Source organism: Massilia sp. GCM10023247 (assembly GCF_042653325.1).
In the GTDB taxonomy this organism is placed as follows: Bacteria; Pseudomonadota; Gammaproteobacteria; order Burkholderiales; family Burkholderiaceae_D; genus Telluria.
Genome location: NZ_JBHSIB010000011.1, coordinates 67,979 through 89,077 on the forward strand (window position 1 = coordinate 67,979; position 21,099 = coordinate 89,077).

19 protein-coding genes and 2 tRNA genes are annotated in these 21,099 nt (G+C 64.4%); 20 read left to right on the forward strand and 1 reads right to left on the reverse strand.

What is annotated here, in order from left to right:
* The first annotated feature begins 29 nt into the window (after positions 1–29).
* The 14 genes from ACFPAH_RS10710 to ACFPAH_RS10775 all read left to right on the forward strand — a co-directional run bounded on the left by ACFPAH_RS10710 (position 30) and on the right by ACFPAH_RS10775 (position 14,994).
* Complete coding sequence (locus ACFPAH_RS10710; protein WP_379744534.1) at positions 30–350, forward strand: PilZ domain-containing protein; 321 nt, start codon at positions 30–32, stop codon at positions 348–350.
* 633 nt (positions 351–983) lie between these two features.
* Positions 984–2,021 carry a phosphate ABC transporter substrate-binding protein PstS gene (pstS, locus tag ACFPAH_RS10715; RefSeq protein ID WP_379744536.1) on the forward strand — a complete coding sequence of 346 codons (1,038 nt, stop codon included), beginning with the start codon at positions 984–986 and terminating at the stop codon, positions 2,019–2,021.
* A 91-nt stretch (positions 2,022–2,112) separates the two neighbouring features.
* Positions 2,113–3,129 (forward strand): phosphate ABC transporter permease subunit PstC, encoded by a 1,017-nt coding sequence (pstC, locus tag ACFPAH_RS10720; protein WP_379744538.1) that lies wholly within the window; start codon positions 2,113–2,115, stop codon positions 3,127–3,129.
* Positions 3,126–3,983 carry a phosphate ABC transporter permease PstA gene (pstA, locus tag ACFPAH_RS10725; protein WP_379744540.1) on the forward strand — a complete coding sequence of 286 codons (858 nt, stop codon included), beginning with the start codon at positions 3,126–3,128 and terminating at the stop codon, positions 3,981–3,983. The genes pstC and pstA overlap by 4 nt, the downstream gene beginning before the upstream one ends.
* A 63-nt stretch (positions 3,984–4,046) precedes the next feature.
* Positions 4,047–4,853, forward strand: coding sequence for a phosphate ABC transporter ATP-binding protein PstB (gene pstB, locus ACFPAH_RS10730; RefSeq protein WP_379745985.1), 807 nt, complete (start codon positions 4,047–4,049; stop codon positions 4,851–4,853).
* A gap of 26 nt (positions 4,854–4,879) precedes the next feature.
* A complete protein-coding gene (gene phoU, locus ACFPAH_RS10735; RefSeq protein ID WP_379744542.1) occupies positions 4,880–5,572 on the forward strand; it encodes a phosphate signaling complex protein PhoU in 693 nt (230 codons plus the stop codon).
* Between the two features lie 5 nt (positions 5,573–5,577).
* A complete protein-coding gene (locus tag ACFPAH_RS10740) occupies positions 5,578–6,261 on the forward strand; it encodes a response regulator (RefSeq protein WP_379744544.1) in 684 nt (227 codons plus the stop codon).
* An 18-nt stretch (positions 6,262–6,279) separates the two neighbouring features.
* Complete coding sequence (gene phoR, locus ACFPAH_RS10745; RefSeq protein WP_379744546.1) at positions 6,280–7,572, forward strand: phosphate regulon sensor histidine kinase PhoR; 1,293 nt, start codon at positions 6,280–6,282, stop codon at positions 7,570–7,572.
* Positions 7,573–7,675: 103 nt separating this feature from the next.
* Positions 7,676–8,581: a patatin-like phospholipase family protein gene (locus ACFPAH_RS10750; protein ID WP_379744548.1), complete on the forward strand. Its 906-nt coding sequence runs from the start codon at positions 7,676–7,678 to the stop codon at positions 8,579–8,581.
* Between the two features lie 18 nt (positions 8,582–8,599).
* Entirely contained in the window at positions 8,600–9,013 is a 414-nt protein-coding gene (locus ACFPAH_RS10755) for a GlcG/HbpS family heme-binding protein (RefSeq protein ID WP_379744550.1), read from the forward strand.
* Positions 9,014–9,446: 433 nt separating this feature from the next.
* The gene (gene carA / locus ACFPAH_RS10760; RefSeq protein WP_379744552.1) at positions 9,447–10,637 is read left to right on the forward strand and encodes a glutamine-hydrolyzing carbamoyl-phosphate synthase small subunit; all 1,191 of its coding nucleotides are present in this window, start codon (positions 9,447–9,449) and stop codon (positions 10,635–10,637) included.
* Entirely contained in the window at positions 10,630–13,860 is a 3,231-nt protein-coding gene (gene carB / locus ACFPAH_RS10765; protein WP_379744554.1) for a carbamoyl-phosphate synthase large subunit, read from the forward strand. Before carA ends, carB begins: the two co-directional genes overlap by 8 nt.
* 196 nt (positions 13,861–14,056) lie before the next feature.
* Entirely contained in the window at positions 14,057–14,536 is a 480-nt protein-coding gene (greA, locus tag ACFPAH_RS10770; protein WP_379744556.1) for a transcription elongation factor GreA, read from the forward strand.
* Complete coding sequence (locus tag ACFPAH_RS10775) at positions 14,536–14,994, forward strand: DUF4149 domain-containing protein (protein WP_379744558.1); 459 nt, start codon at positions 14,536–14,538, stop codon at positions 14,992–14,994. Before greA ends, ACFPAH_RS10775 begins: the two co-directional genes overlap by 1 nt.
* Before the next feature lie 117 nt (positions 14,995–15,111).
* On the opposite strand, the gene yhbY is transcribed toward ACFPAH_RS10775, so the two are convergent.
* Entirely contained in the window at positions 15,112–15,582 is a 471-nt protein-coding gene (gene yhbY / locus ACFPAH_RS10780) for a ribosome assembly RNA-binding protein YhbY (RefSeq protein ID WP_379744560.1), read from the reverse strand.
* Positions 15,583–15,624: 42 nt separating this feature from the next.
* Between yhbY and ACFPAH_RS10785 the strand changes: the two genes are divergently transcribed.
* The 6 genes from ACFPAH_RS10785 (at position 15,625) to ACFPAH_RS10810 (ending at position 21,072) form a co-directional block, all read left to right on the forward strand.
* Positions 15,625–16,311, forward strand: a complete 687-nt coding sequence (locus ACFPAH_RS10785; RefSeq protein WP_379744562.1) for an RlmE family RNA methyltransferase — start codon at positions 15,625–15,627, stop codon at positions 16,309–16,311.
* A 189-nt stretch (positions 16,312–16,500) separates the two neighbouring features.
* Positions 16,501–18,387 (forward strand): ATP-dependent zinc metalloprotease FtsH, encoded by a 1,887-nt coding sequence (gene ftsH, locus ACFPAH_RS10790; protein WP_379744564.1) that lies wholly within the window; start codon positions 16,501–16,503, stop codon positions 18,385–18,387.
* Positions 18,388–18,545: 158 nt separating this feature from the next.
* Positions 18,546–19,382: a dihydropteroate synthase gene (gene folP / locus ACFPAH_RS10795; protein ID WP_379744566.1), complete on the forward strand. Its 837-nt coding sequence runs from the start codon at positions 18,546–18,548 to the stop codon at positions 19,380–19,382.
* 22 nt (positions 19,383–19,404) lie between these two features.
* Positions 19,405–20,742, forward strand: a complete 1,338-nt coding sequence (glmM, locus tag ACFPAH_RS10800) for a phosphoglucosamine mutase (protein ID WP_379744568.1) — start codon at positions 19,405–19,407, stop codon at positions 20,740–20,742.
* Between the two features lie 110 nt (positions 20,743–20,852).
* Positions 20,853–20,929 (forward strand) — tRNA-Pro (locus ACFPAH_RS10805).
* A gap of 66 nt (positions 20,930–20,995) precedes the next feature.
* Positions 20,996–21,072 (forward strand) — tRNA-Arg (locus ACFPAH_RS10810).
* The last annotated feature ends 27 nt before the right edge of the window (positions 21,073–21,099 follow it).

Genomic DNA, 21,099 nt, shown 5'->3' on the forward strand with positions numbered 1-21,099 from the left:
CACTGCTCGTTTTACTTGGCAGTACGATCGTGCAAACAGAACAAAGGCAATCCCCGCGCAAGGTATTCAAGACCAGGGCCATGCTCGCGCCCGAGGGCGGGGCGCCCCTGCTCGGGCGCACCACCGACATCAGCGCCAGCGGCGTCAGCTTGACCGTGCCGCATCCCGTGCCCAGCGGGCAGACGGTGCAAGTGCGTTTCGATATGCTGGTGGAAGGCGCGGTCGTTCCCGTCAACACACGCGGCAAGACGCTCTACTGCATCCTCAGCGGCGGCGAATTCAAGGTCGGCCTGCAGTTCCTGAGCCTGGAGCTGGGGATGATGACGGCGCTGGCGCGTTTCCTGCGCTAGCAACGCAGGCGAGGCCCAAAAACGAAGCGGCGAGCGCCCTGGGGCCTCGCCGCTTTTTTCATATGCCCGCAAAGAACGGGCGGTTCGCTATTCGTGATAGCGGTCGTGCAGGGCGCCTGAACTGCCGCCCACTTCCTGGAAAATTTCGTAGGCGATCAGCCCGGCGATGCCACTCAGGATGGCAAATGCAAACAGATTGAACATAATAGTCAGACGCTTTTCAACATCCCCTCCATGCAATGACTGCTATTTGAGCATAGCAGTCGGCACTGTATTTACAAGCGCTGCGGTTCGCTTTTTTGCGACCGGGTTCGCCCGGCAGCCGGCAGTTGCCAAGGCCCAGCCGCCACCGTCCAGGTCTGCCCGCAGGAATCAATCGTGTGCCCTTCTTCATGGCATCGCGGCACTATGGCGCCACCAGTCGATACAGGATGCATGCGCCGTACGCCGGGTCATGTGGCCTTCATGCAGTTGAAACAGTCGTGTGACAGGCAGTCCAGCCCCTGTCATCGAATTGATGACATGCCAACCGGCAATGTCATCAACTTGTCATATTCGGCCGTTAGACTCCGCCTCATTCGTCGGGGAAACCCGCAGCGCCCACCTGGCGCACACCTTTTGAAAGGATCAGACATGCGTATGAAGCACTTGTTCATTTCGATCGCAGCTGCAGCAACGACCTTCGCAGCGAGCGCCCAGGCCGTCAACATGACCGGCGCCGGCGCGACCTTCCCGTATCCGATCTACGCCAAATGGGCGGAAATGTACAAGGCCGCCACCGGCAACGGCCTGAACTACCAGTCGGTCGGTTCGGGCGCGGGCATCAAGCAGATCAAGGCCAAGACCGTCGACTTCGGCGCTTCCGACATGCCGCTGGCGGCGAATGACCTGAACCAGTCGGGCCTGTTCCAGTTCCCGGCCATCGTGGGCGGCGTGGTGCCGGTGGTGAACCTGCCGGGCGTCACCCCGGGCCAGGTCAAGCTGAGCGGCGCCGTGCTGGCCGATATCTTCATGGGCAAGATCACCAAGTGGAATGCGCAGCCGATCGCCGCGCTGAACCCGGGCGTCAAGCTCCCGGCCGACAACATCACCGTCGTGCGCCGCGCCGACAGCTCGGGCACCTCCTTCCTGTTCACCGACTACCTGTCGAAAGCCAGCCCGGACTGGAAGTTGAAGATCGGCGCCGGCACCTCGGTCAAGTGGCCGACCGGCGTCGGCGGCAAGGGCAACGAGGGCGTGGCCGCCTACGTGCAGCGCATCAAGGGTTCGATCGGCTATGTCGAGTGGGCCTACGCCAAGAAGAACCGCATGGCGCACACCCAGATGCAGAACCGCGAAGGCGCTTTCCTGCAGCCTGACGACGCCGCCTTCAAGGCCGCCGCCGCCAGCGCCGACTGGGCCAAGGCGCCGGGCTTTGCGGTCGTGCTGACCGACCAGCCGGGCAAGGCCAGCTGGCCGATCACGGGCGCCTCCTACATCATCGTGCACAAGGTGCAAGGCGATGCCGCCAAGGGCAAGGAAGTGCTGAAGTTCTTCGACTGGGCCTACAAGAGCGGCGACGCCGCCGCGGCCGAGCTCGACTACGTGCCGATGCCCGACAACGTCACCAAGCTGGTCCAGGACGCATGGCGCGCCAACCTGAAGGATGGCGCCGGCAAGCCGATCTGGTAAGCAGCAGATGAAAGAGGGCGGCCGGAACCCGGTTCCGGCCGCCCTGCCGCAGGGGCGGCAGAACACGCAGCACACACGATAAGAACACCACATGAGCGCACATCCCTCCGTCGTCATCAAGGAACCGGCCAGCGCGGCCGTGCTTGACCCCAGCCAGGCCGCCTTGCGCAAGACCATGCGCAACCAGCGCATCCAGGACTTCCTCTTCCATAAAGTCACGCTGCTGTTCGCCCTCACCGTGCTGCTGGCGCTGGTCGGCATCATCGTGTCGCTGGCCATCGGCGCGGCGCCTGCCTTCAAGGAGTTCGGCCTCGGTTTCCTCACCAGCGCCGAATGGGATCCGGTCGAAGACCGCTACGGCGCCCTGATCGCCATCTGGGGCACGGTCGCCACCTCGGTGATCGCCCTGATCGTCGCCTTCCCGATCAGCTTCGGCATCGCGCTGTTCCTCACCGAAATCTGCCCCGGCTGGCTGCGCCGCCCGATGGGCACCGCGGTCGAGCTGCTGGCCGGCGTACCGTCGATCATCTACGGCATGTGGGGCCTGTTCGTGTTCGCGCCCCTGTTCGCCGACCACGTGCAGCCGTTGCTGCAAAGCACCCTCGGCGAGCTGCCGATCATCGGCCAGCTGTTCCAGGGCCCGATGATGGGCATGGGCATCCTCACCGCCGGCCTGATCCTGGCCGTGATGATCATCCCCTTCATCTCGTCGGTGATGCGCGACGTGTTCGAGATCGTGCCGGCCGTGCTCAAGGAATCGGCCTATGGCCTCGGCTGCACCAAATGGGAAGTCGTGCGCAAGGTCGTGCTGCCGTACACCCGCAATGGCGTGGTCGGTGGCGTGATGCTGGGCCTGGGCCGGGCGCTGGGCGAGACCATGGCCGTCACCTTCGTGATCGGCAATGCGCACGAGCTGTCGTCCTCGCTCTTCATGCCGGGCAACTCGATCTCCTCGACCCTGGCCAACGAATTCGCCGAAGCGGCGCCGGGCCTGCATTCGTCCTCGCTGTTCGCCCTCGGCCTGATCCTGTTCGCGATCACCCTGGTGGTGCTGGCGGCTGCCAAATTGATGTTGCTGGGCATGTCCCGCAAGGAAGGTGTGAAATGAAGGGCGAGGTTAAAAACCCGGTTTACCGCCGGCGCCTGCTGGCGCACCGCATCGGCATCGTGCTGTCGGTGGTGGCGATGGCGATCGGCCTGATCTTCCTGGCCTGGATCCTGTCGACCCTGCTCATCAACGGCTTCGGCGCCTTGTCCGGCTCGATGTTCAGCGCCGACACCCCGGCGCCCGGCAGCCCCGGCGGCCTGCGCAACGCGATCGTCGGCAGCCTGCTGATGGTCGGCCTGTCGACCCTGATCAGCACCCCGGTCGGCATCCTGGCCGGCATCTACCTGGCCGAGTACGGCGAGGGCAACCGCTTCGCCCAGGTGACGCGTTTTGTTACCGACATCATGCTGTCGGCGCCGTCGATCGTGATCGGCCTGTTCGTCTACGCCCTGTACGTCGCCAACGTCGGCCACTTCTCCGGCTGGGCCGGCAGCATCGCGCTGTCGCTGATCGCGGTGCCGGTGGTGGTGCGCTCGACCGACAACATGCTGCGCCTGGTGCCGAACAGCTTGCTGGAGGCGGCATTCGCCCTCGGCGCCCCGCGCTGGAAGGTGGCCATGCTGGTGCGCCTGCGCGCCGTCAAGGCCGGGGTCGTGACCGGCGTGCTGCTGGCCCTGGCCCGCATCTCGGGCGAGACCGCGCCGCTGCTGTTCACCTCGCTCAACAACCAGTTCTTCAGCACCGACATGAACGCGCCGATCGCCAACCTGCCGGTCGTGATCTACACCTATGCAATGAGCCCCTACGACGACTGGCGCTCGCTGGCCTGGGGCGGCGCGCTGCTGGTCACCGCTGCCGTGTTGTTCCTGAACATCCTGTCGCGCACCGTCTTCACCCAGAAGACCCCGCGTTAATCCATACTGACGAAGCAGACCCAGTCCATGATCCAGACCATGACCCCGTCCATGACCCAGTCCATGAGCAGCCTCGGCCCGGCCGCGGCGGCGACGCCCGCCGCGAGCAAGAGCAAGACCAAGACCATCGAGATCTCCGGCCTCGATTTCTACTACGGCAAGACGCAAAGCCTGAAGAAGGTCTCGCTCGACGTCCACGAGAAGCAGGTGACGGCCTTCATCGGCCCCTCCGGCTGCGGCAAGTCGACCCTGCTGCGCACCCTGAACCGCATGTACGACCTGTATCCCGGCCAGCGCGCCGAGGGTTCGATCATCTACCGCGGCCGCAACATCCTCGAGCCTGGCGTCGACGTTAACATGCTGCGCGCGAAGATCGGCATGGTGTTCCAGAAGCCGACGCCGTTCCCGATGTCGATCTACGACAACATCGCCTTCGGCGTGCGCCTCTACGAAAACCTGTCGAAAGGCGAGATGGACGAGCGCGTCGAGTGGGCCTTGAAAAAGGCGGCGCTGTGGGAAGAGGCCAAGGACAAGCTGAACAAGAGCGGCCTGTCGCTGTCCGGCGGCCAGCAGCAGCGCCTGTGCATCGCGCGCGGCGTGGCGGTCAAGCCCGACGTGCTGCTGCTGGACGAGCCGACCTCGGCGCTCGACCCGATCTCGACGGCCAAGATCGAGGAACTGATCAGCGAGCTGAAGCAGGATTACACGATCACCATCGTGACCCACAACATGCAGCAGGCGGCGCGCTGCTCGGATTACACTGCCTACATGTACCTGGGCGAACTGGTGGAATTCGGCGAGACCGACCAGCTGTTCATGAATCCATCCAAAAAAGAGACCCAGGACTACATCACTGGGCGCTTCGGCTAATTAAAAAAGAAAACTAGGGAGGTTGTATGATCGGGGAACACTCAAGCAAACAGTACGACAACGAACTCGAAGCAATCCGCTCGAAGGTGCTCCTGATGGGCGGCATGGTGGAAACCCAGTTCGAGGAGGCGCTGAACTGCTTCCGCGTGGGCGATGTGGCCAAGGCCGACAAGGTCATGGCCGACGACCACGCGGTGAACCAGCTCGAAGTGCAGCTCGACGACGATTGCAGTCACCTGATCGTGCGCCGCCAGCCGGCCGCCAACGACCTGCGCACCGTGATGGCCACCATCAAGGTCATCACCGACCTCGAACGCATCGGCGACGAGGCCAGCAAGATTGCGCGCACCGCGAAGAGCCTGCACGAGCGCGGCGCGACCAATTTCGCCCACTACGACATCATCCGCTCGATCGGCAAGGGCACCTCCAACCTGCTGCATGACGCCCTCGACGCCTTTGCGCGCCTGGACGGCAAGCAGGCGATGCAGATCATCGCCGCCGACGAGATCATCGACCACGAGTTCCGCACCATCCTGCGCAACCTGATCACCTTCATGATGGAAGATCCGCGCACGATCTCGTCGGCGCTCGACACGCTGTGGGTGGCCAAGGCCATCGAGCGCATCGGCGACCACGCGAAAAACATCGCGGAATACGTGATCTACGTGGTCGAAGGACGCGACATCCGCCACAGCAAGCCCACCGCGCAGGAGGGCTGAGCCCGATGCACACGACGCGCGTACTGGTGGTGGAAGACGAGCCGGCGATCGTCGAGCTGGTGACGTATTCGCTGCGCGAGGCGGGCTGGGGCATCGACTCGGTCGACAGCACGGCGGCGGCCTGGGACAGCATCAGCCAGGCCCGGCCCGACCTGCTGCTGCTGGACTGGATGCTGCCCGACCAGAGCGGCCTGCGCCTGCTGTCGCGCCTGCGCGCGGACCGCGACTTCCAGGACATTCCGGTCATCATGCTGACCGCAAAGAGCATGGAAGAAGACAAGCTGGCCGGCCTGAACACGGGCGCGGACGACTACATCACCAAGCCGTTCTCGCCGCGCGAACTGCTGGCCAGGTCGCGCGCGCTGTTGCGCCGCAAGAGCCCGCACCTGGCCGAGGCGCCGCTGCACGCCGGCAGCGTGGTGCTCGATCCGACCAGCTGCACGGTGACGATCGAGGGCAAGGGCATCGACATCGGCAACGCCGAATACAAGCTCCTGAAATTCCTGCTGGCGCACCGCGAGCGCGTGTTCTCGCGCGCCCAGCTGCTCGACAAGGTGTGGGGCGACCACGCCGTCATCGAAGAGCGCACGGTGGACGTGCACGTGCTGCGGCTGAGGAAAGCCCTGAAGGGCGCCGAAGGCCTGATCCGCACCGTGCGCAGCGTCGGTTACATGCTCTCCGAAAAATAAGACAAAGAGACAAGTCCGATGAATCCCAAGCTGCTGTTCTGGGTGCCGGCGCTGCTGCGCCTGGCCACCGTGTTCGTGGCGGCCGCCTTTGCCTGGTGGCTGGCGGGGCCGATCGCCGGCCTGGCCCTGGCCCTGGCCGGCGCCGTGGTCGCCCTGTTCGTCCAGTTGTCCTACCTGCACCAGCTGGGGCAATGGCTGGACGACCCGGGCGCGACCCGCCTGCCCGACGGCTGGGGCGCCTGGACCGACGTCTTCGCGCGCCTGTACCGCCTGCGCCGCGAGGACGAGCGCAACCAGAACGAACTGACCGAATGGCTGGCGCGCTTCCGCCAGGCGATGCGCCTGCTGCCCGAGGGCGTGGCGATCATGGACGACGTGCTCTTCCTCGAGTGGTGCAACCCGGCCGCCGAGCGCCACCTCGGCCTCACGCTCGACCGCGACAAGGGGCTACGCGTAACGAACCTGGTGCGCCATCCGGACTTCATCGACTACATCATCCTGGGGCGCTACGAGCAGCCTTTGAGCCTGTCGCTGCGCGGGCGCAGGATCGAGTGCCGCATCATCCCGTTCGAGAACCGGCGCCAGATCCTGGTGACGCACGACGCCACCGACACCGAGCGGATCGAGGCGATGCGGCGCGACTTCATCGCCAACGCCTCGCACGAACTGCGCACCCCGCTGACCGTCATCGTCGGCTTCCTCGAGATCGCGATGTCCGACCCGGGCATGGACGCGGCGACCCGCCTGGCCCATTTGAAGCTCATGACGGAACAGGGCCAGCGCATGCAGCGCCTGATCGGCGACATGTTGACCCTGTCGCGCCTGGAGTCCGACGAATTCCCGCTGCGGCGCGAGCGCGTCGACGTCGCGGCCGTGATCGAATCGGTGGCGAGCGAGGCGCGCGCGCTGTCGGGCGGGCGCCACGAGATCGAGGTGCTGGTCGACGGACCGGACGTGATGGGCAGCGTGGAAGAGCTGCGCAGCGCCTTTGCCAACCTGGCCTCGAACGCGGTGCGCTACTCGCCGGACGGCGGGCGCATCACGCTCGCCTGGCGGCGCGGGGAGGGCGAGCTGCAATTCGCGGTGACCGACAGCGGCATCGGCATCGACCCCCAGCACCTCTCGCGCCTGACCGAGCGTTTCTACCGGGTCGACAAGAGCCGCTCGCGCGACACCCAGGGCACGGGCCTGGGCCTGGCGATCGTCAAGCACGTGCTGCTGCGCCATGGCGGGCGCCTGAAGATCGATTCGAAGCCGGGGCAGGGGAGTACGTTTACGGCCTCCTTGCCGAATACCTCGCTGCCGAAATAAATCCATGGCGCGGGAGCGCGTTGCGAAAATCGCCATAAGCCCCGCCTCATCCACGGCGCATCGCGCCGCGTTACAATCGGGGATTGTCCATCCATTCCTGCTTATGTTCTCTCGACGCACTTCGCTCATCGCCCTGGCCGCATTGGCCCTCGCCGGTTGCGGCAGCACCCCGCCGCCGGCGCCCGCCCCGGCCGCGGTCCAGCCCCCGCCGCCTCCCAAGAAAGTCCGGATCGGCCTCGCCCTCGGCGGCGGCGCCGCGCGCGGCTTCGCCCACATCGGCGTCATCAAGGCGCTCGAGGCGCAAGGCATCGTGCCCGAGATCGTGGTCGGCACCAGCGCCGGCTCGGTGGTCGGCGCCCTGTACGCATCCGGCTACGACGGCTTCGCCCTGCAGCGCACGGCCATGGAAATGGACGAGGCGACGATTTCCGACTGGGCGCTGCCGCTGTTTTCCAAATCCTCGGGCCTGCTCAAGGGCGAGGCGCTGCAGAACTACGTGAACAAGGCAGTCAACAACGTGCCGATGGAACGCTTCAAGAAGCGCTTCGGGGCGGTGGCGACCGACCTCAAGACCGGCGAGTCGGTCCTGTTCAACAAGGGCAACGCGGGCCTGGCCGTGCGCGCCTCGTCGAGCGTGCCGAGCGTGTTCCAGCCCGTCAAGATCGGCGCCAAGACCTATGTCGACGGCGGCCTGGTGGCGCCGGTGCCGGTCAAGTTCACGCGCGAGATGGGCGCCGACTTCATCATCGCCGTCAACATCTCGACCCAGGCCGACACCCAGGCGACCAACAGCTCGCTCGACGTGCTGATGCAGACCTTCAGCATCATGGGCCAGCGCATCAACCACTTCGAACTGAAGGAAGCCGACATCGTCATCACGCCGGCACTGGGCAAGATGGGCAGCGCCGATTTCGCCGGCCGCAACCTGGCGGTCCTGGCGGGCGAGCAGGCGGCCGCCGCCGTCATGCCGCAGATCAAAGCGAAACTCAAAGCGAAGCAGCAACCATAACAACCCAAGAGGACACCCATGAAGACCAAACCGATGCTGACCCTTGACGACGTCAAGACCATCGCGGCCGCTGCCGAAGCCGAGGCGCTCAAGAACAACTGGGCGGTGACCGTTGCCATCGTCGACGACGGCGGCCACCTGCTGTGGCTGCAGCGCCTGGACGGCGCGCCGCCGGTGTCGGCCCACATCGCGCCGAGTAAGGCGCACACGGCCGCGCTCGGCCGCCGCGAATCGAAGGTGTATGAAGATGTCATCAACGGCGGGCGCATGTCCTTCCTGTCGGCGCCGCAACTGCAGGGCATGCTCGAAGGCGGCGTGCCCGTCGTCGTCGACGGCCACGTGATCGGCGCGGTGGGCGTGTCGGGCGTGAAGTCGAACGAGGATGCGCAGATCGCCAAGGCGGGGATCGCGGCGCTGGTCGGCAAGCCGTAAGAATGAGGTAGGGTGGGCGGCTGCACCTCGGCCGCCAATCACACGGAACGTGGACGCCGCCCACGCGTTCAACCAGTTCGGGAAACGTTGCGTCGCCTCAACTGTCCGTTGAACGCGTGGGCGGCCCAAACGTTTCAGGTGGGCGGACGTCGAGGTGCAGCCGCCCACCCTACGTCGCTTGAGCAGAGAAAAATAGCCGCTCAGCCGTAAGAAAAAATGGCCGTGTAGCCCCGTTATGCGCCGATGGTGCATTGCCGCGAAGGCGGATCCGCGCTATAATTGAGGGGTTTAGCCATTCACTTACTTGCCGTAGCGCCTACCCTTCATTCCTCTCTCACACTCCTTCCAATTCCCGGACACGACAGGCTCGTCCGCAGGTTTTGGATGCCGGTCTGACGTGGCGCCGCTACGGTAACTTTATTGGGAGTTACCCTTGCCGCCATTTTTTTCTGGCCCAGCCGTCCCGGCCATCCTGGCCCTCGCAGACGGAACGATTTTCAGAGGTGTTTCCATCGGTGCCGCCGGCCATACGACCGGTGAGGTAGTGTTCAATACCGCCATTACCGGCTACCAGGAAATCCTGACCGACCCCAGCTACTCGCGTCAGATCGTTACCCTGACGTACCCGCACATCGGCAACTACGGCGTCAACGCCGCCGACGTCGAAGCGAGCAAAGTCCACGCCGCAGGCCTGATCATCCGCGACCTGCCGCTGATCGCATCGAACTTCCGCTCGACCCAATCGCTGTCCGACTACCTGAAGGCCGAAAACATCGTCGCCATCTCGGGCATCGATACCCGCAAGCTGACCCGCCTGCTGCGCGAGAAGGGCGCCCAGGCCGGCGCCATCCTGACCGGCACCCAGGGCAACCAGCCTTCGGAGGCGCAGGCGCTGGAACTGGCGCGCTCGTTCCCGGGCCTGGCAGGCATGGACCTGGCCAAGGTCGTCTCGGTCAAGGAGCCGTACGTGTTCACCGAGACCGAATGGAAGCTCGGCGAAGGCTTCGGCAAGCAGGACAATCCCCAGTACCACGTGGTCGCCTTCGACTATGGCGTCAAGCGCAACATCCTGCGCATGCTGGCCGAGCGCGGCTGCAAGGTCACCGTGCTGCCGGCCCAGGCCACGGCCCAGGACGCGCTGGCCCTGAACCCGGACGGCATCTTCCTGGCCAACGGTCCCGGCGACCCGGAACCGTGCGACTACGCCATCAAGGCGACCGCGGAACTGATCGAGAAGGGTATCCCGACCTTCGGCATCTGCCTCGGCCACCAGATCATGGCGCTGGCTTCCGGCGCGAAGACGCTGAAGATGAAGTTCGGCCACCACGGCGCCAACCACCCGGTGCAGGACCTCGATTCGAAGAAGGTCCTGATCACCTCGCAGAACCACGGTTTCGCGGTCGACCCCGAGACCCTGCCTGCCAACTGCCGCGTCACGCACGTGTCGCTGTTCGACGGGTCGCTGCAGGGCTTTGCCCGCACCGACAAGCCGGCCTTCTGCTTCCAGGGACACCCGGAAGCCTCGCCGGGACCGACCGACGTCGCCTACCTGTTTGACCGCTTCATCGGCCTGATGCAAGCGAGCGGAAAAAAAGAGAATGCAGGAGAAGAAGTAAATGCCTAAGCGTAGTGATATCCACACCATCCTGATCATCGGCGCAGGCCCGATCATCATCGGCCAGGCGGCCGAATTCGATTACTCCGGCGCCCAGGCCTGCAAGGCGCTGCGCGACGAGGGCTACAAGGTCGTGCTGGTGAACAGCAACCCGGCGACGATCATGACCGACCCGGAAATGGCCGACGTCACCTACATCGAGCCGATCACCTGGAAAGTCGTCGAAGCGATCATCGAGAAGGAGCGCCCCGACGCGATCCTGCCGACCATGGGCGGCCAGACCGCGCTCAACTGCGCGCTCGACCTGCACCGCCACGGCGTCCTCGAAAAATACAAGGTCGAACTGATCGGCGCTTCGCCGGAAGCGATCGACAAGGCCGAGGACCGCTCCAAGTTCAAGGACGCGATGACCAAGATCGGCCTCGGTTCGGCACGCTCGGGCGTCGCGCACAGCATGGACGAAGCGCGCGCCGTGCAGCGCGAGCTGGGCTTCCCGACCATCATCCGGCCGTCGTTCACGATGGGCGGCAGCGGCGGCGGCATCGCCTACAACGAAGAAGAATTCGAGACCATCTGCAAGCGCGGCCTGGAAGCCTCGCCGACCTCCGAGTTGCTGATCGAAGAATCGCTGCTGGGCTGGAAAGAGTACGAGATGGAAGTCGTGCGCGACAAGGCCGACAACTGCATCATCATCTGCTCGATCGAAAACCTCGATCCGATGGGCGTGCACACCGGCGACTCGATCACGGTCGCGCCGGCGCAGACGCTGACGGACAAGGAATACCAGATCATGCGCAACGCCTCGATCGCGGTGCTGCGCGAGATCGGCGTCGACACCGGCGGCTCGAACGTGCAGTTCGCGATCAACCCGAACGACGGCCGCATGATCGTCATCGAGATGAATCCGCGCGTGTCGCGTTCCTCGGCACTGGCCTCGAAAGCGACCGGTTTCCCGATCGCGAAAGTCGCTGCCAAGCTGGCCGTCGGCTTTACGCTGGACGAATTGCGCAACGAGATCACCGGCGGCGCGACCCCGGCCTCGTTCGAGCCCTCGATCGACTACGTGGTCACCAAGATCCCGCGCTTCGCCTTCGAGAAGTTCCCGGCTGCCGACAAGCACCTGACGACCCAGATGAAATCGGTCGGCGAGGTCATGGCGATGGGCCGCACCTTCCAGGAATCCTTCCAGAAGGCCCTGCGCGGCCTGGAAGTCGGCGTGGACGGCCTGAACGAGAAGACGCGCGACCGCGAAGTCATCGAGGAAGAGCTCGGCGAGCCGGGTCCTGAGCGCATCTGGTACGTGGGCGACGCCTTTGCCCAGGGCTTCACGCTGGAAGAAGTGCATGCGCTGACCAAGATCGATCCGTGGTTCCTCATCCAGATCAAGGAAATCGTCGACATCGAGCTGTGGCTGGATCACCAGAAGCTGGAAAGCCTGGACAAGCCGACGCTGTACAAGCTCAAGCAGAAGGGCTTCTCGGACGCGCGCATGGCCTTCCTGATGCACACCACGCAGGCCGCGGTGCGCGAGCGCCGCCACGCGCTGGGCATCCGTCCGGTCTACAAGCGGGTCGACACCTGCGCCGCCGAGTTCTCGACGAACACCGCCTACATGTACTCGACCTACGACGAGGAATGCGAGGCCGCGCCGACCGACAAGAAGAAGATCATGGTGCTGGGCGGTGGCCCGAACCGTATCGGCCAGGGCATCGAGTTCGACTACTGCTGCGTGCACGCGGCCCTCGCGATGCGCGAAGACGGCTACGAGACCATCATGGTCAACTGCAACCCCGAGACCGTGTCGACCGACTACGACACCTCGGACCGCCTGTACTTCGAATCGCTGACGCTGGAAGACGTGCTGGAAATCGTCGACCTGGAAAAGCCGGTCGGCGTGATCGTCCAGTACGGCGGCCAGACCCCGCTGAAACTGGCGCTGGACCTCGAAGCGAACGGCGTGCCGATCGTCGGCACCTCGCCGGACATGATCGACGCCGCCGAAGACCGCGAGCGCTTCCAGCAGATGCTGCAGCAACTGAACCTGCGCCAGCCGCCGAACCGCACCGCGCGCACCGAAGCCGAGGCGCTCGAACTGGCCCAGGAAATCGGCTATCCGCTGGTCGTGCGCCCGTCCTACGTGCTGGGCGGCCGCGCGATGGAAATCGTCCACGAGCAGCGCGACCTCGAGCGCTACATGCGCGAAGCGGTCAAGGTCTCGAACGATTCGCCGGTGCTGCTCGACCGCTTCCTGAACGACGCGATCGAAGTCGACGTCGACTGCATCTCGGACGGCGAGACCACCTTCATCGGCGGCGTGATGGAACACATCGAACAGGCCGGCGTGCACTCGGGCGACTCGGCCTGCTCGCTGCCGCCGTATTCGCTCTCGCAAGAGACGATCGATGAGCTCAAGCGCCAGACCGCGCTGATGGCGAAAGGCCTGAACGTGGTCGGCCTGATGAACGTGCAGTTCGCGATCCAGCAGAGGGAAGAGGGCGGCAAGACCGTCGACACGGTGTTCGTGCTCGAAGTGAACCCGCGCGCCTCGCGCACCGTGCCCTTCGTCTCGAAAGCCACCGGCATCCAGCTGGCGAAAGTCGCGGCGCGCTGCATGGTCGGCCAGAGCCTGGCTTCGCAGGGCATCACGAAGGAAGTGACGCCGCCGTTCTACAGCGTCAAGGAAGCCGTGTTCCCGTTCGTGAAGTTCCCGGGCGTCGACACCATCCTGGGCCCGGAGATGAAGTCCACCGGCGAGGTGATGGGCGTGGGCGAGACCTTCGGCGAAGCGTTCGTGAAGTCGCAGATCGGCGCCGGCGTCAAGCTGCCGACCTCGGGCCGCGTCTTCCTGTCGGTGAAGGCATCGGACAAGCCGCGCGCGGTGCAGGTGGCGCGCGACCTGGTCGCGATGGGCTTCACGCTGGCGGCGACCAAGGGCACGGCGGCCGTGATCGAAGCGGCCGGCCTGCCGGTGCTGGCGGTGAACAAGGTGATCGAAGGCCGTCCGCACATCGTGGACATGATCAAGAACCACGAGATCGAGATGGTGATCAACACCGTCGAGGAAAAGCGCAGCGCGATCGTCGACTCGCGCACCATCCGCACCTCGGCCCTGGCCGCGCGCGTGGTGACGTTCACGACGATTGCCGGCGCCGAAGCGGCGATCGAGGGCATGCGCCACCTGGACGCGATTCGTGTCTATGATTTACAAGGGCTGCATAAAACCTTAAACTAAGCGCAGCATCAGGCACTAAGCAGTACCCGTCAAACCACAGAGCTCGCGCGGCTTGCGTCGTGCGCCTCTGTGGTTTTCGCTTGGTAAGGCCACGCCGGGTACCTACACGCTCAGTATCTATACGAACAACCAAGTAAATCTGCCGCAGGCCGCACACGGCTGCCTGCGGCAGATTTCATTTTGCAGAATCAGAGACATGAACAATACGATCCCATTGACCAAATATGGCGCCGAACTCCTGAAAGAAGAACTGCACCAGCTCAAGACCAAGGAGCGCCGCATCGTCATCGACGCGATCGCCGAAGCGCGCTCGCACGGCGACCTCTCGGAGAACGCCGAATACGACGCCGCCAAGGAGCGCCAGGCCTTCGTCGAAGGCCGCATCGCCGAACTCGAAGGCAAGCTCAGTGCCGCCCAGATCATCGACCCGGCCACGCTGGACGCCGAAGGGCGCGTGGTGTTCGCCTCGACCGTCGACCTCGAAGACCTGGAGACGGGCGCGAAGGTGAGCTACCAGATCGTCGGCCTCGACGAAGCGGACCTGAAGCTCAACAAGGTATCGGTGACGTCGCCGATCGCGCGCGCCCTGATCGGCAAGTATGCCGGCGACGTGGTCGAAGTGCAGGCCCCGTCCGGCCCGCGCGAATACGAAATCCTCGAAGTCCGTTACGTCTGATGACGCGCATCCAGGGCCGCTTGCCGGCCGCCAGGCTGCTGGTGGCGGTGTTCTGGGCCGGCGCGCTGTGGGTGCTCGGCTACATCGCCGCGCCGGCCGTGTTCGCGACCGTCAGCGGTCCGCTGGCGGGCGATATCGTCGGCGCCTTCCTGCGCCGCCTGGCCTGGATCAGCTTTGCCTGTGCGGCGCTGATGCTGGTGCTGGTGCGCTTCTCGCCCGACCTCCTTGATGCGCGCAAGCGCTCGCTGAACCTGCTGGTGCTGGCGATGCTGGCCTGTGCGCTGGCGATGTACGTCGGCCTGCAGCCTGCGATGGCCCAGCTGCGCGAAGCGGCTGGACCCGAAGGCATCCGCGCCTCGCCCCTGTGGACGCGCTTTGCCGTGATGCATGGCGTGTCGCAGCTGTTCCACGTGATCGAGGGCGTGCTGGCGGCAATCCTGGTGCTGAAGTCCCGGTAGGGTGGGCCCTGCGCACGCGTTACACCGTACGCATCCACGAAACGTCCGAATCCGCCGCACAACGCCGGCGCAATCCACAGGTGAAAAAAAACCGGAGACATCCTCCGGTTTTTTCGATCACTTGTTCAGTGCATGCTTCTTGGTGCTGGCCTGGCGCGGTTTGGCGCGCTTGATGTTGCCGCCGGCGGTGACCCGCTCGTTTCCCTTGATCATGACCTTGGTGACGCTCGGTTTCTTGGTGCCGCTGGCGCTGGCCTTGACGATGGTGACTTCGCGCATGCCCTTGCCGGCCTTGCTGCTGCGTTCCTTAGCCACTTCCTTTTTCGGGCGGTACAGGACCAGCAGCTTGCCGATGTGCTGGATCGGGGCACAGTCGAGTTCTTCGCAGATCTGTTCGTACATGGCGACGCGCGCTTCGCGGTCGTCGCCGAACACGCGGACCTTGATCAGGCCGTGCGCGTCGAGGCTGGCCGCGATTTCCTTCATCACGGACTCAGTCAGGCCCGATTCGCCGATCATGACCACAGGCTTGAGGCCATGGGCTTCCGCGCGCAGTGCGCTGCGCTCGACGGGTGTAAGTGTAAGCATAATAATTTTTTGATGTACCTATAAAAGCAGTATTCTACGCGAATGGCCAAGAACAAATTAAACAAAAACTGGTTACACGACCATATTAACGACCCGTACGTGAAACAGGCGCAAAAAGACGGGTTCCGGGCACGCGCCGCCTACAAACTCAAGGAAATCGACGAGAGCGAAAAGCTCATCAAGCCGGGCCAGGTCATCGTCGACCTCGGCTGCACGCCGGGCAGCTGGGCCCAGTACACGCGGCGCAAACTCGCCGGCAAGGAAGGCGGCGGCATCAACGGCACCATCATCGGCCTCGACATCCTGCCGATGGAACCGGTGGCCGACGTCATGTACATCCAGGGCGACTTCCGCGAGGACGTCGTGCTCGACCAGCTGGCAGGCGTGCTCGAGGGCCGCAAGGTCGACCTCGTGCTGTCGGACATGGCACCCAACCTGTCGGGCATCCCGACCGCCGACGCGGCGCGCATGGAACACCTGATCGACCTCGCGATTGAGTTTTCTCAAATGCATCTGAAGGCGCCAGGGGCATTGTTGGTTAAGTGCTTCAAGGATATGGGCTTTACGCAAATCGTCGAGAAGTTCCGCACCGAGTTCAAGACGGTCAAGCAAATCAAGCCGAAAGCAAGCCGCGACAAGTCGTCGGAAATTTTCCTGCTTGGACGTGGTCTCAAGAATCCGGTGGAGTATAAATCGGCGTCGGATTCCGACGCAGCCCTTGATATTTGAGATCATAGCCGCACATGCACCGCGTGATGCCCGTCGACATGGTTCGAATTGTCGCGAGCACATCCCGAATAGGGGTAAAGAGTGGCAATATGGCATCATGTCGGCCTGTGCGTAGCACGGCCCGCTTATTGCGAGTAAAATCGGCAGTCTCAAATCGGTATTGGTGCGAATCGCATCGGAGGAGTTTTCGTGAATAATATGTTTTCCAAATCTGCCATCTGGGTGGTGGTCGCACTGCTGTTGTTCATGCTGTTCAAGCAGTTCGACAACCATAGCCCTGCCGGTGGCAGCAAGACCATCGCTTATTCCGAGCTGCTCGACGATGTGAAAGCGCGTCGCGTCAAGGATGTCGTCATCGAGGGTCAGAACATCACGGCCACCCGCGCCGACGACACCAAGGTGCGCGCCACCGCCACCATGCTCGACCGCGGCCTGATCGGCGACCTGCGCGAGAACGGCGTGCGTTTCGACGTCAAGCCGCCGGAAGAGCCATCCTTCCTGCAACAAGTCTTCATCTCCTGGTTCCCGATGCTGCTCCTGATCGGCGTCTGGGTCTTCTTCATGCGCCAGATGCAGGGCGGCGGCAAGGGCGGGGCGTTCTCGTTCGGCAAGTCCAAGGCGCGCATGCTCGATGAAACGAACAACAGCGTCACCTTCGCCGACGTCGCCGGTTGCGACGAGGCGAAAGAAGAAGTCAGCGAAATCGTCGACTTCCTGAAAGACCCGACCAAGTTCCAGAAGCTGGGCGGCCGCATCCCGCGCGGCGTGCTGATGGTCGGTCCTCCGGGTACCGGTAAAACCCTGCTGGCGCGCGCCATCGCCGGCGAAGCGAAAGTGCCGTTCTTCTCGATCTCCGGTTCCGACTTCGTTGAAATGTTCGTCGGCGTCGGTGCGTCGCGTGTGCGCGACATGTTCGAGAACGCGAAAAAGCATTCGCCCTGCATCATCTTCATCGACGAGATCGACGCGGTCGGCCGTCACCGTGGCGCCGGCATGGGCGGCGGCAACGACGAACGCGAGCAGACGCTGAACCAGCTGCTGGTCGAGATGGACGGTTTCGAAGCCACCTCCGGTGTCATCGTGATTGCCGCGACCAACCGCGCCGACGTGCTCGACAAGGCGCTGCTGCGTCCGGGCCGTTTCGACCGCCAGGTGATGGTGGGCCTGCCGGACATCCGCGGCCGCGAGCAGATCCTGAACGTGCACATGCGCAAGGTGCCGATCGGCGCCGACGTCAAGGCCGACATCCTGGCGCGCGGCACCCCGGGCTTCTCGGGCGCCGACCTCGCCAACCTGGTGAACGAGGCAGCCCTGTTCGCGGCGCGCCGCAACAAGCGCCTGGTCGAGATGGGCGACTTCGAGGACGCCAAGGACAAGATCTACATGGGTCCGGAGCGCAAGTCGATGGTCATGCGCGAGGAAGAGCGCCGCAACACGGCTTACCACGAGTCGGGCCACGCGGTGATCGCCAAGCTGCTGCCGAAGGCGGACCCGGTGCACAAGGTCACGATCATGCCGCGCGGTTTCGCGCTCGGCCTGACCTGGCAGCTGCCTGAGCACGACGCGCTGTCGGGCTACAAGGACAAGATGCTCGAAGAAATCTCGATCCTGTTCGGCGGCCGTATCGCCGAAGAGATCTTCGTCGGCCAGATGTCGACCGGCGCCTCGAACGACTTCTCGCGTGCCACCAAGCTGGCGCGCTCGATGGTGACCCGTTTCGGCATGTCCGAGAGCATGGGCGTGATGGTCTACGAAGACAGCGAGAACGAAGGCTTCTTCGGCGGCGCCACCAAGACCATTTCGGAAGCGACCCAGCAAAAGGTCGACGCCGAAATCCGCGCCATCCTCGACACGCAGTACGCGCTGGCGCGCCGCCTGCTGGAAGAGAACCGCGACAAGGTCGAAATGATGACCAAGGCGCTGCTCGAGTGGGAAACCATCGATTCCGAGCAGATCAACGACATCATGGCCGGCCGCGAGCCGCGTCCGCCGAAAGCGGGCCTGCTCACCAAGCGCACGCCGCCTGGCGACAGCGGTTCCGGCGGTGTCGCCACCAACGCTCCGGCACCGGCCTGATCGCTTGGCGCGTCCTGTTCGTTTGACACGCCTGGTCTGGCCTATCTTGGTCGTTTAGCCCATCCCTAGCAAAAGGCATCCGCGGATGCCTTTTGCTCGTTAACACACGCCGCGACACTGCACCGGGCGCCTGCCTTACCTTTCAAAGCTTCCTATTTATGCGTCAACTCCTGCAATGCGGACGTTTCAGCTTCAGGCTGGAGCAGCAAGCGCTCGTCATGGGCATCCTGAACGTCACGCCCGACTCCTTTTCCGATGGCGGCCGCTATGGCGCCCTTGAATTCGCTGTCTCGCATGCCGAGCAAATGGTGCTGGACGGCGTCGACCTGATCGATATCGGTGGCGAATCGACCCGTCCCGGCTCGCCGAGCGTCCCGGTCGAAGAGGAACTGCGCCGCGTGATGCCGGCCCTGTACGCCCTGCAGGGACTGGGCCGGGCGCTGTCGGTCGATACGTGCAAACCCGAGGTGATGCGCGAGGCGATCATTGCCGGCGCCGACATGATCAACGACATCAACGGCTTCCGGGCGCCGGGGGCGATCGAGGCAGTGCAGGGCAGCGACTGCGGCCTGTGCGTCATGCACATGCAGGGCACGCCGCAGGACATGCAGGCCAGGGTGGCCTATACCGACGTGGTGGCCGAAGTCATCGCCTTCCTGCGCGAGCGGGTCGAGACCTTGACCGCGGCCGGCATCGAGCGCGAGCGCATCTGCGTCGATCCCGGGCTCGGCTTCGGCAAGACCGTCGAGCACAACTACGCCTTGCTGCGTGCCACGGGCCGGATTCGCGACGAACTCGGCTTGCCGGTGCTGATCGGCCTGTCGCGTAAATCGATGATCGGGGCGGTAACCGGGCGTCCCGTGGAAGACCGCTTGCCGGGCAGCATCGCAGGCGCGTTGGCTGCTTTTGCGCATGGCGCTAAAATTGTACGAGTGCATGATGTTGCAGAGACGGTCGACGCGCTGAAGGTCTGGCGCGCGGCCACCATTGATTAAACCCACAACAAAGAGAAGAAGCATGGCACGTAAATATTTCGGTACGGACGGCATTCGCGGTCAGGTCGGCATGGCGCCGATCACGCCTGACTTCGTGATGCGCCTCGGTTACGCGGCCGGCAAAGTGCTGGCCAAGGACAACGCCTCCGCCACCCGTCCGACCGTCCTGATCGGCAAGGACACCCGTATTTCCGGCTACATGCTGGAAGCCGCGCTCGAGGCGGGCTTTTCCGCCGCCGGCGTCGACGTGATGCTGGCCGGCCCGATGCCGACCCCGGCGATCGCCTACCTGACGCGCGCGCTGCGCCTGCAGGCCGGCGTCGTCATTTCGGCGTCGCACAACCCGTTCCAGGACAACGGCATCAAGTTCTTTTCCGAGCACGGCACCAAGCTGCCCGACAGCGTGGAGCTGTCGATCGAGGAAGCGATCGACCAGCCGATGGATTGCGTTTCATCGGACAAGCTCGGCCGTGCAACCCGCCTGCGCGACGCCCAGGGCCGCTACATCGAATTCTGCAAGAGCACCTTCCCGAACGAACTCGACCTGCGTGGCCTGAAGATCGTCGTCGACAGCGCCCATGGCGCCGCCTACAACATCGCTCCGCACGTGTTCCACGAGCTCGGCGCTGAAGTGATCTCGATCGGCGCCACGCCGGACGGCTTTAACATCAACGCCGGCTTCGGCGCGACCGCCCCGAAGGCGCTGTCGGCCGCCGTCGTCGAACACAAGGCCGACCTCGGCATCGCGCTCGACGGCGACGCCGACCGCCTGATCATGGTCGACGCCACCGGCCGCGTCTACAACGGCGACGAGCTGCTGTACGTGATGGTGCGCGACCGCATGGCTACCGGCCCGGTCGCCGGCGCAGTCGGGACCCTGATGACCAACATGGCGCTCGAAGTGGCGTTCAAGGAAATGGGCATCGGTTTCGCGCGCGCCAAGGTGGGTGACCGCTACGTGCTCGAAGTGATGCAGGAGCGCGGCTGGCTGTTCGGCGGCGAGGGCTCCGGCCACCTGCTGGCACTCGACAAGCACACCACCGGCGACGGCATCGTCTCGGCGCTGCAGGTGCTGTCGGCGCTCAAGCGCAGCGGCAAGTCGCTCGAAGCCTGCTGCAGCGAGCTGACGCTGTATCCGCAGACCCTGATCAACAAGCGTGTGACGCCCGGTTTCGACTGGACCCGCGACTCGGCGATGGTAGCCGAGAAAGAGGCGGTCGAGCGCGAACTGGGCGACACGGGCCGGGTCCTGATCCGCGCCTCGGGTACCGAGCCGCTGATCCGCGTGATGGTCGAGGCCAAGGACGCGGAACTGGCCGACAGCATGGCGCGCCGCATCGCCGACAAGCTCGCGGCCTGAGCTGCTGTCGCGATCCCGGCAGGAGGCGTCGCGGCTAGCGCGCCTGCCGGGACAGTTCTCCGCCGGCGCACATTGACGCGCACCCGCCTGGCGAGTATGATGAAGGTATTCGGAGTGTAGCGCAGCCCGGTAGCGCACCTGGTTTGGGACCAGGGGGTCCAAGGTTCGAATCCTTGTACTCCGACCAAGCATTACAAACGGGCCGTCTTCGACGGCCCGTTTTCAATTCTGCCGGCGATTCCGCCTGCATCGACTGCCCATAGCTCAGTTGGATAGAGCATCAGCCTTCTAAGCTGAGGGTCGCTGGTTCGAACCCAGCTGGGCAGGCCACGAGCAGCGCGCCGCATCCTTCCGTCA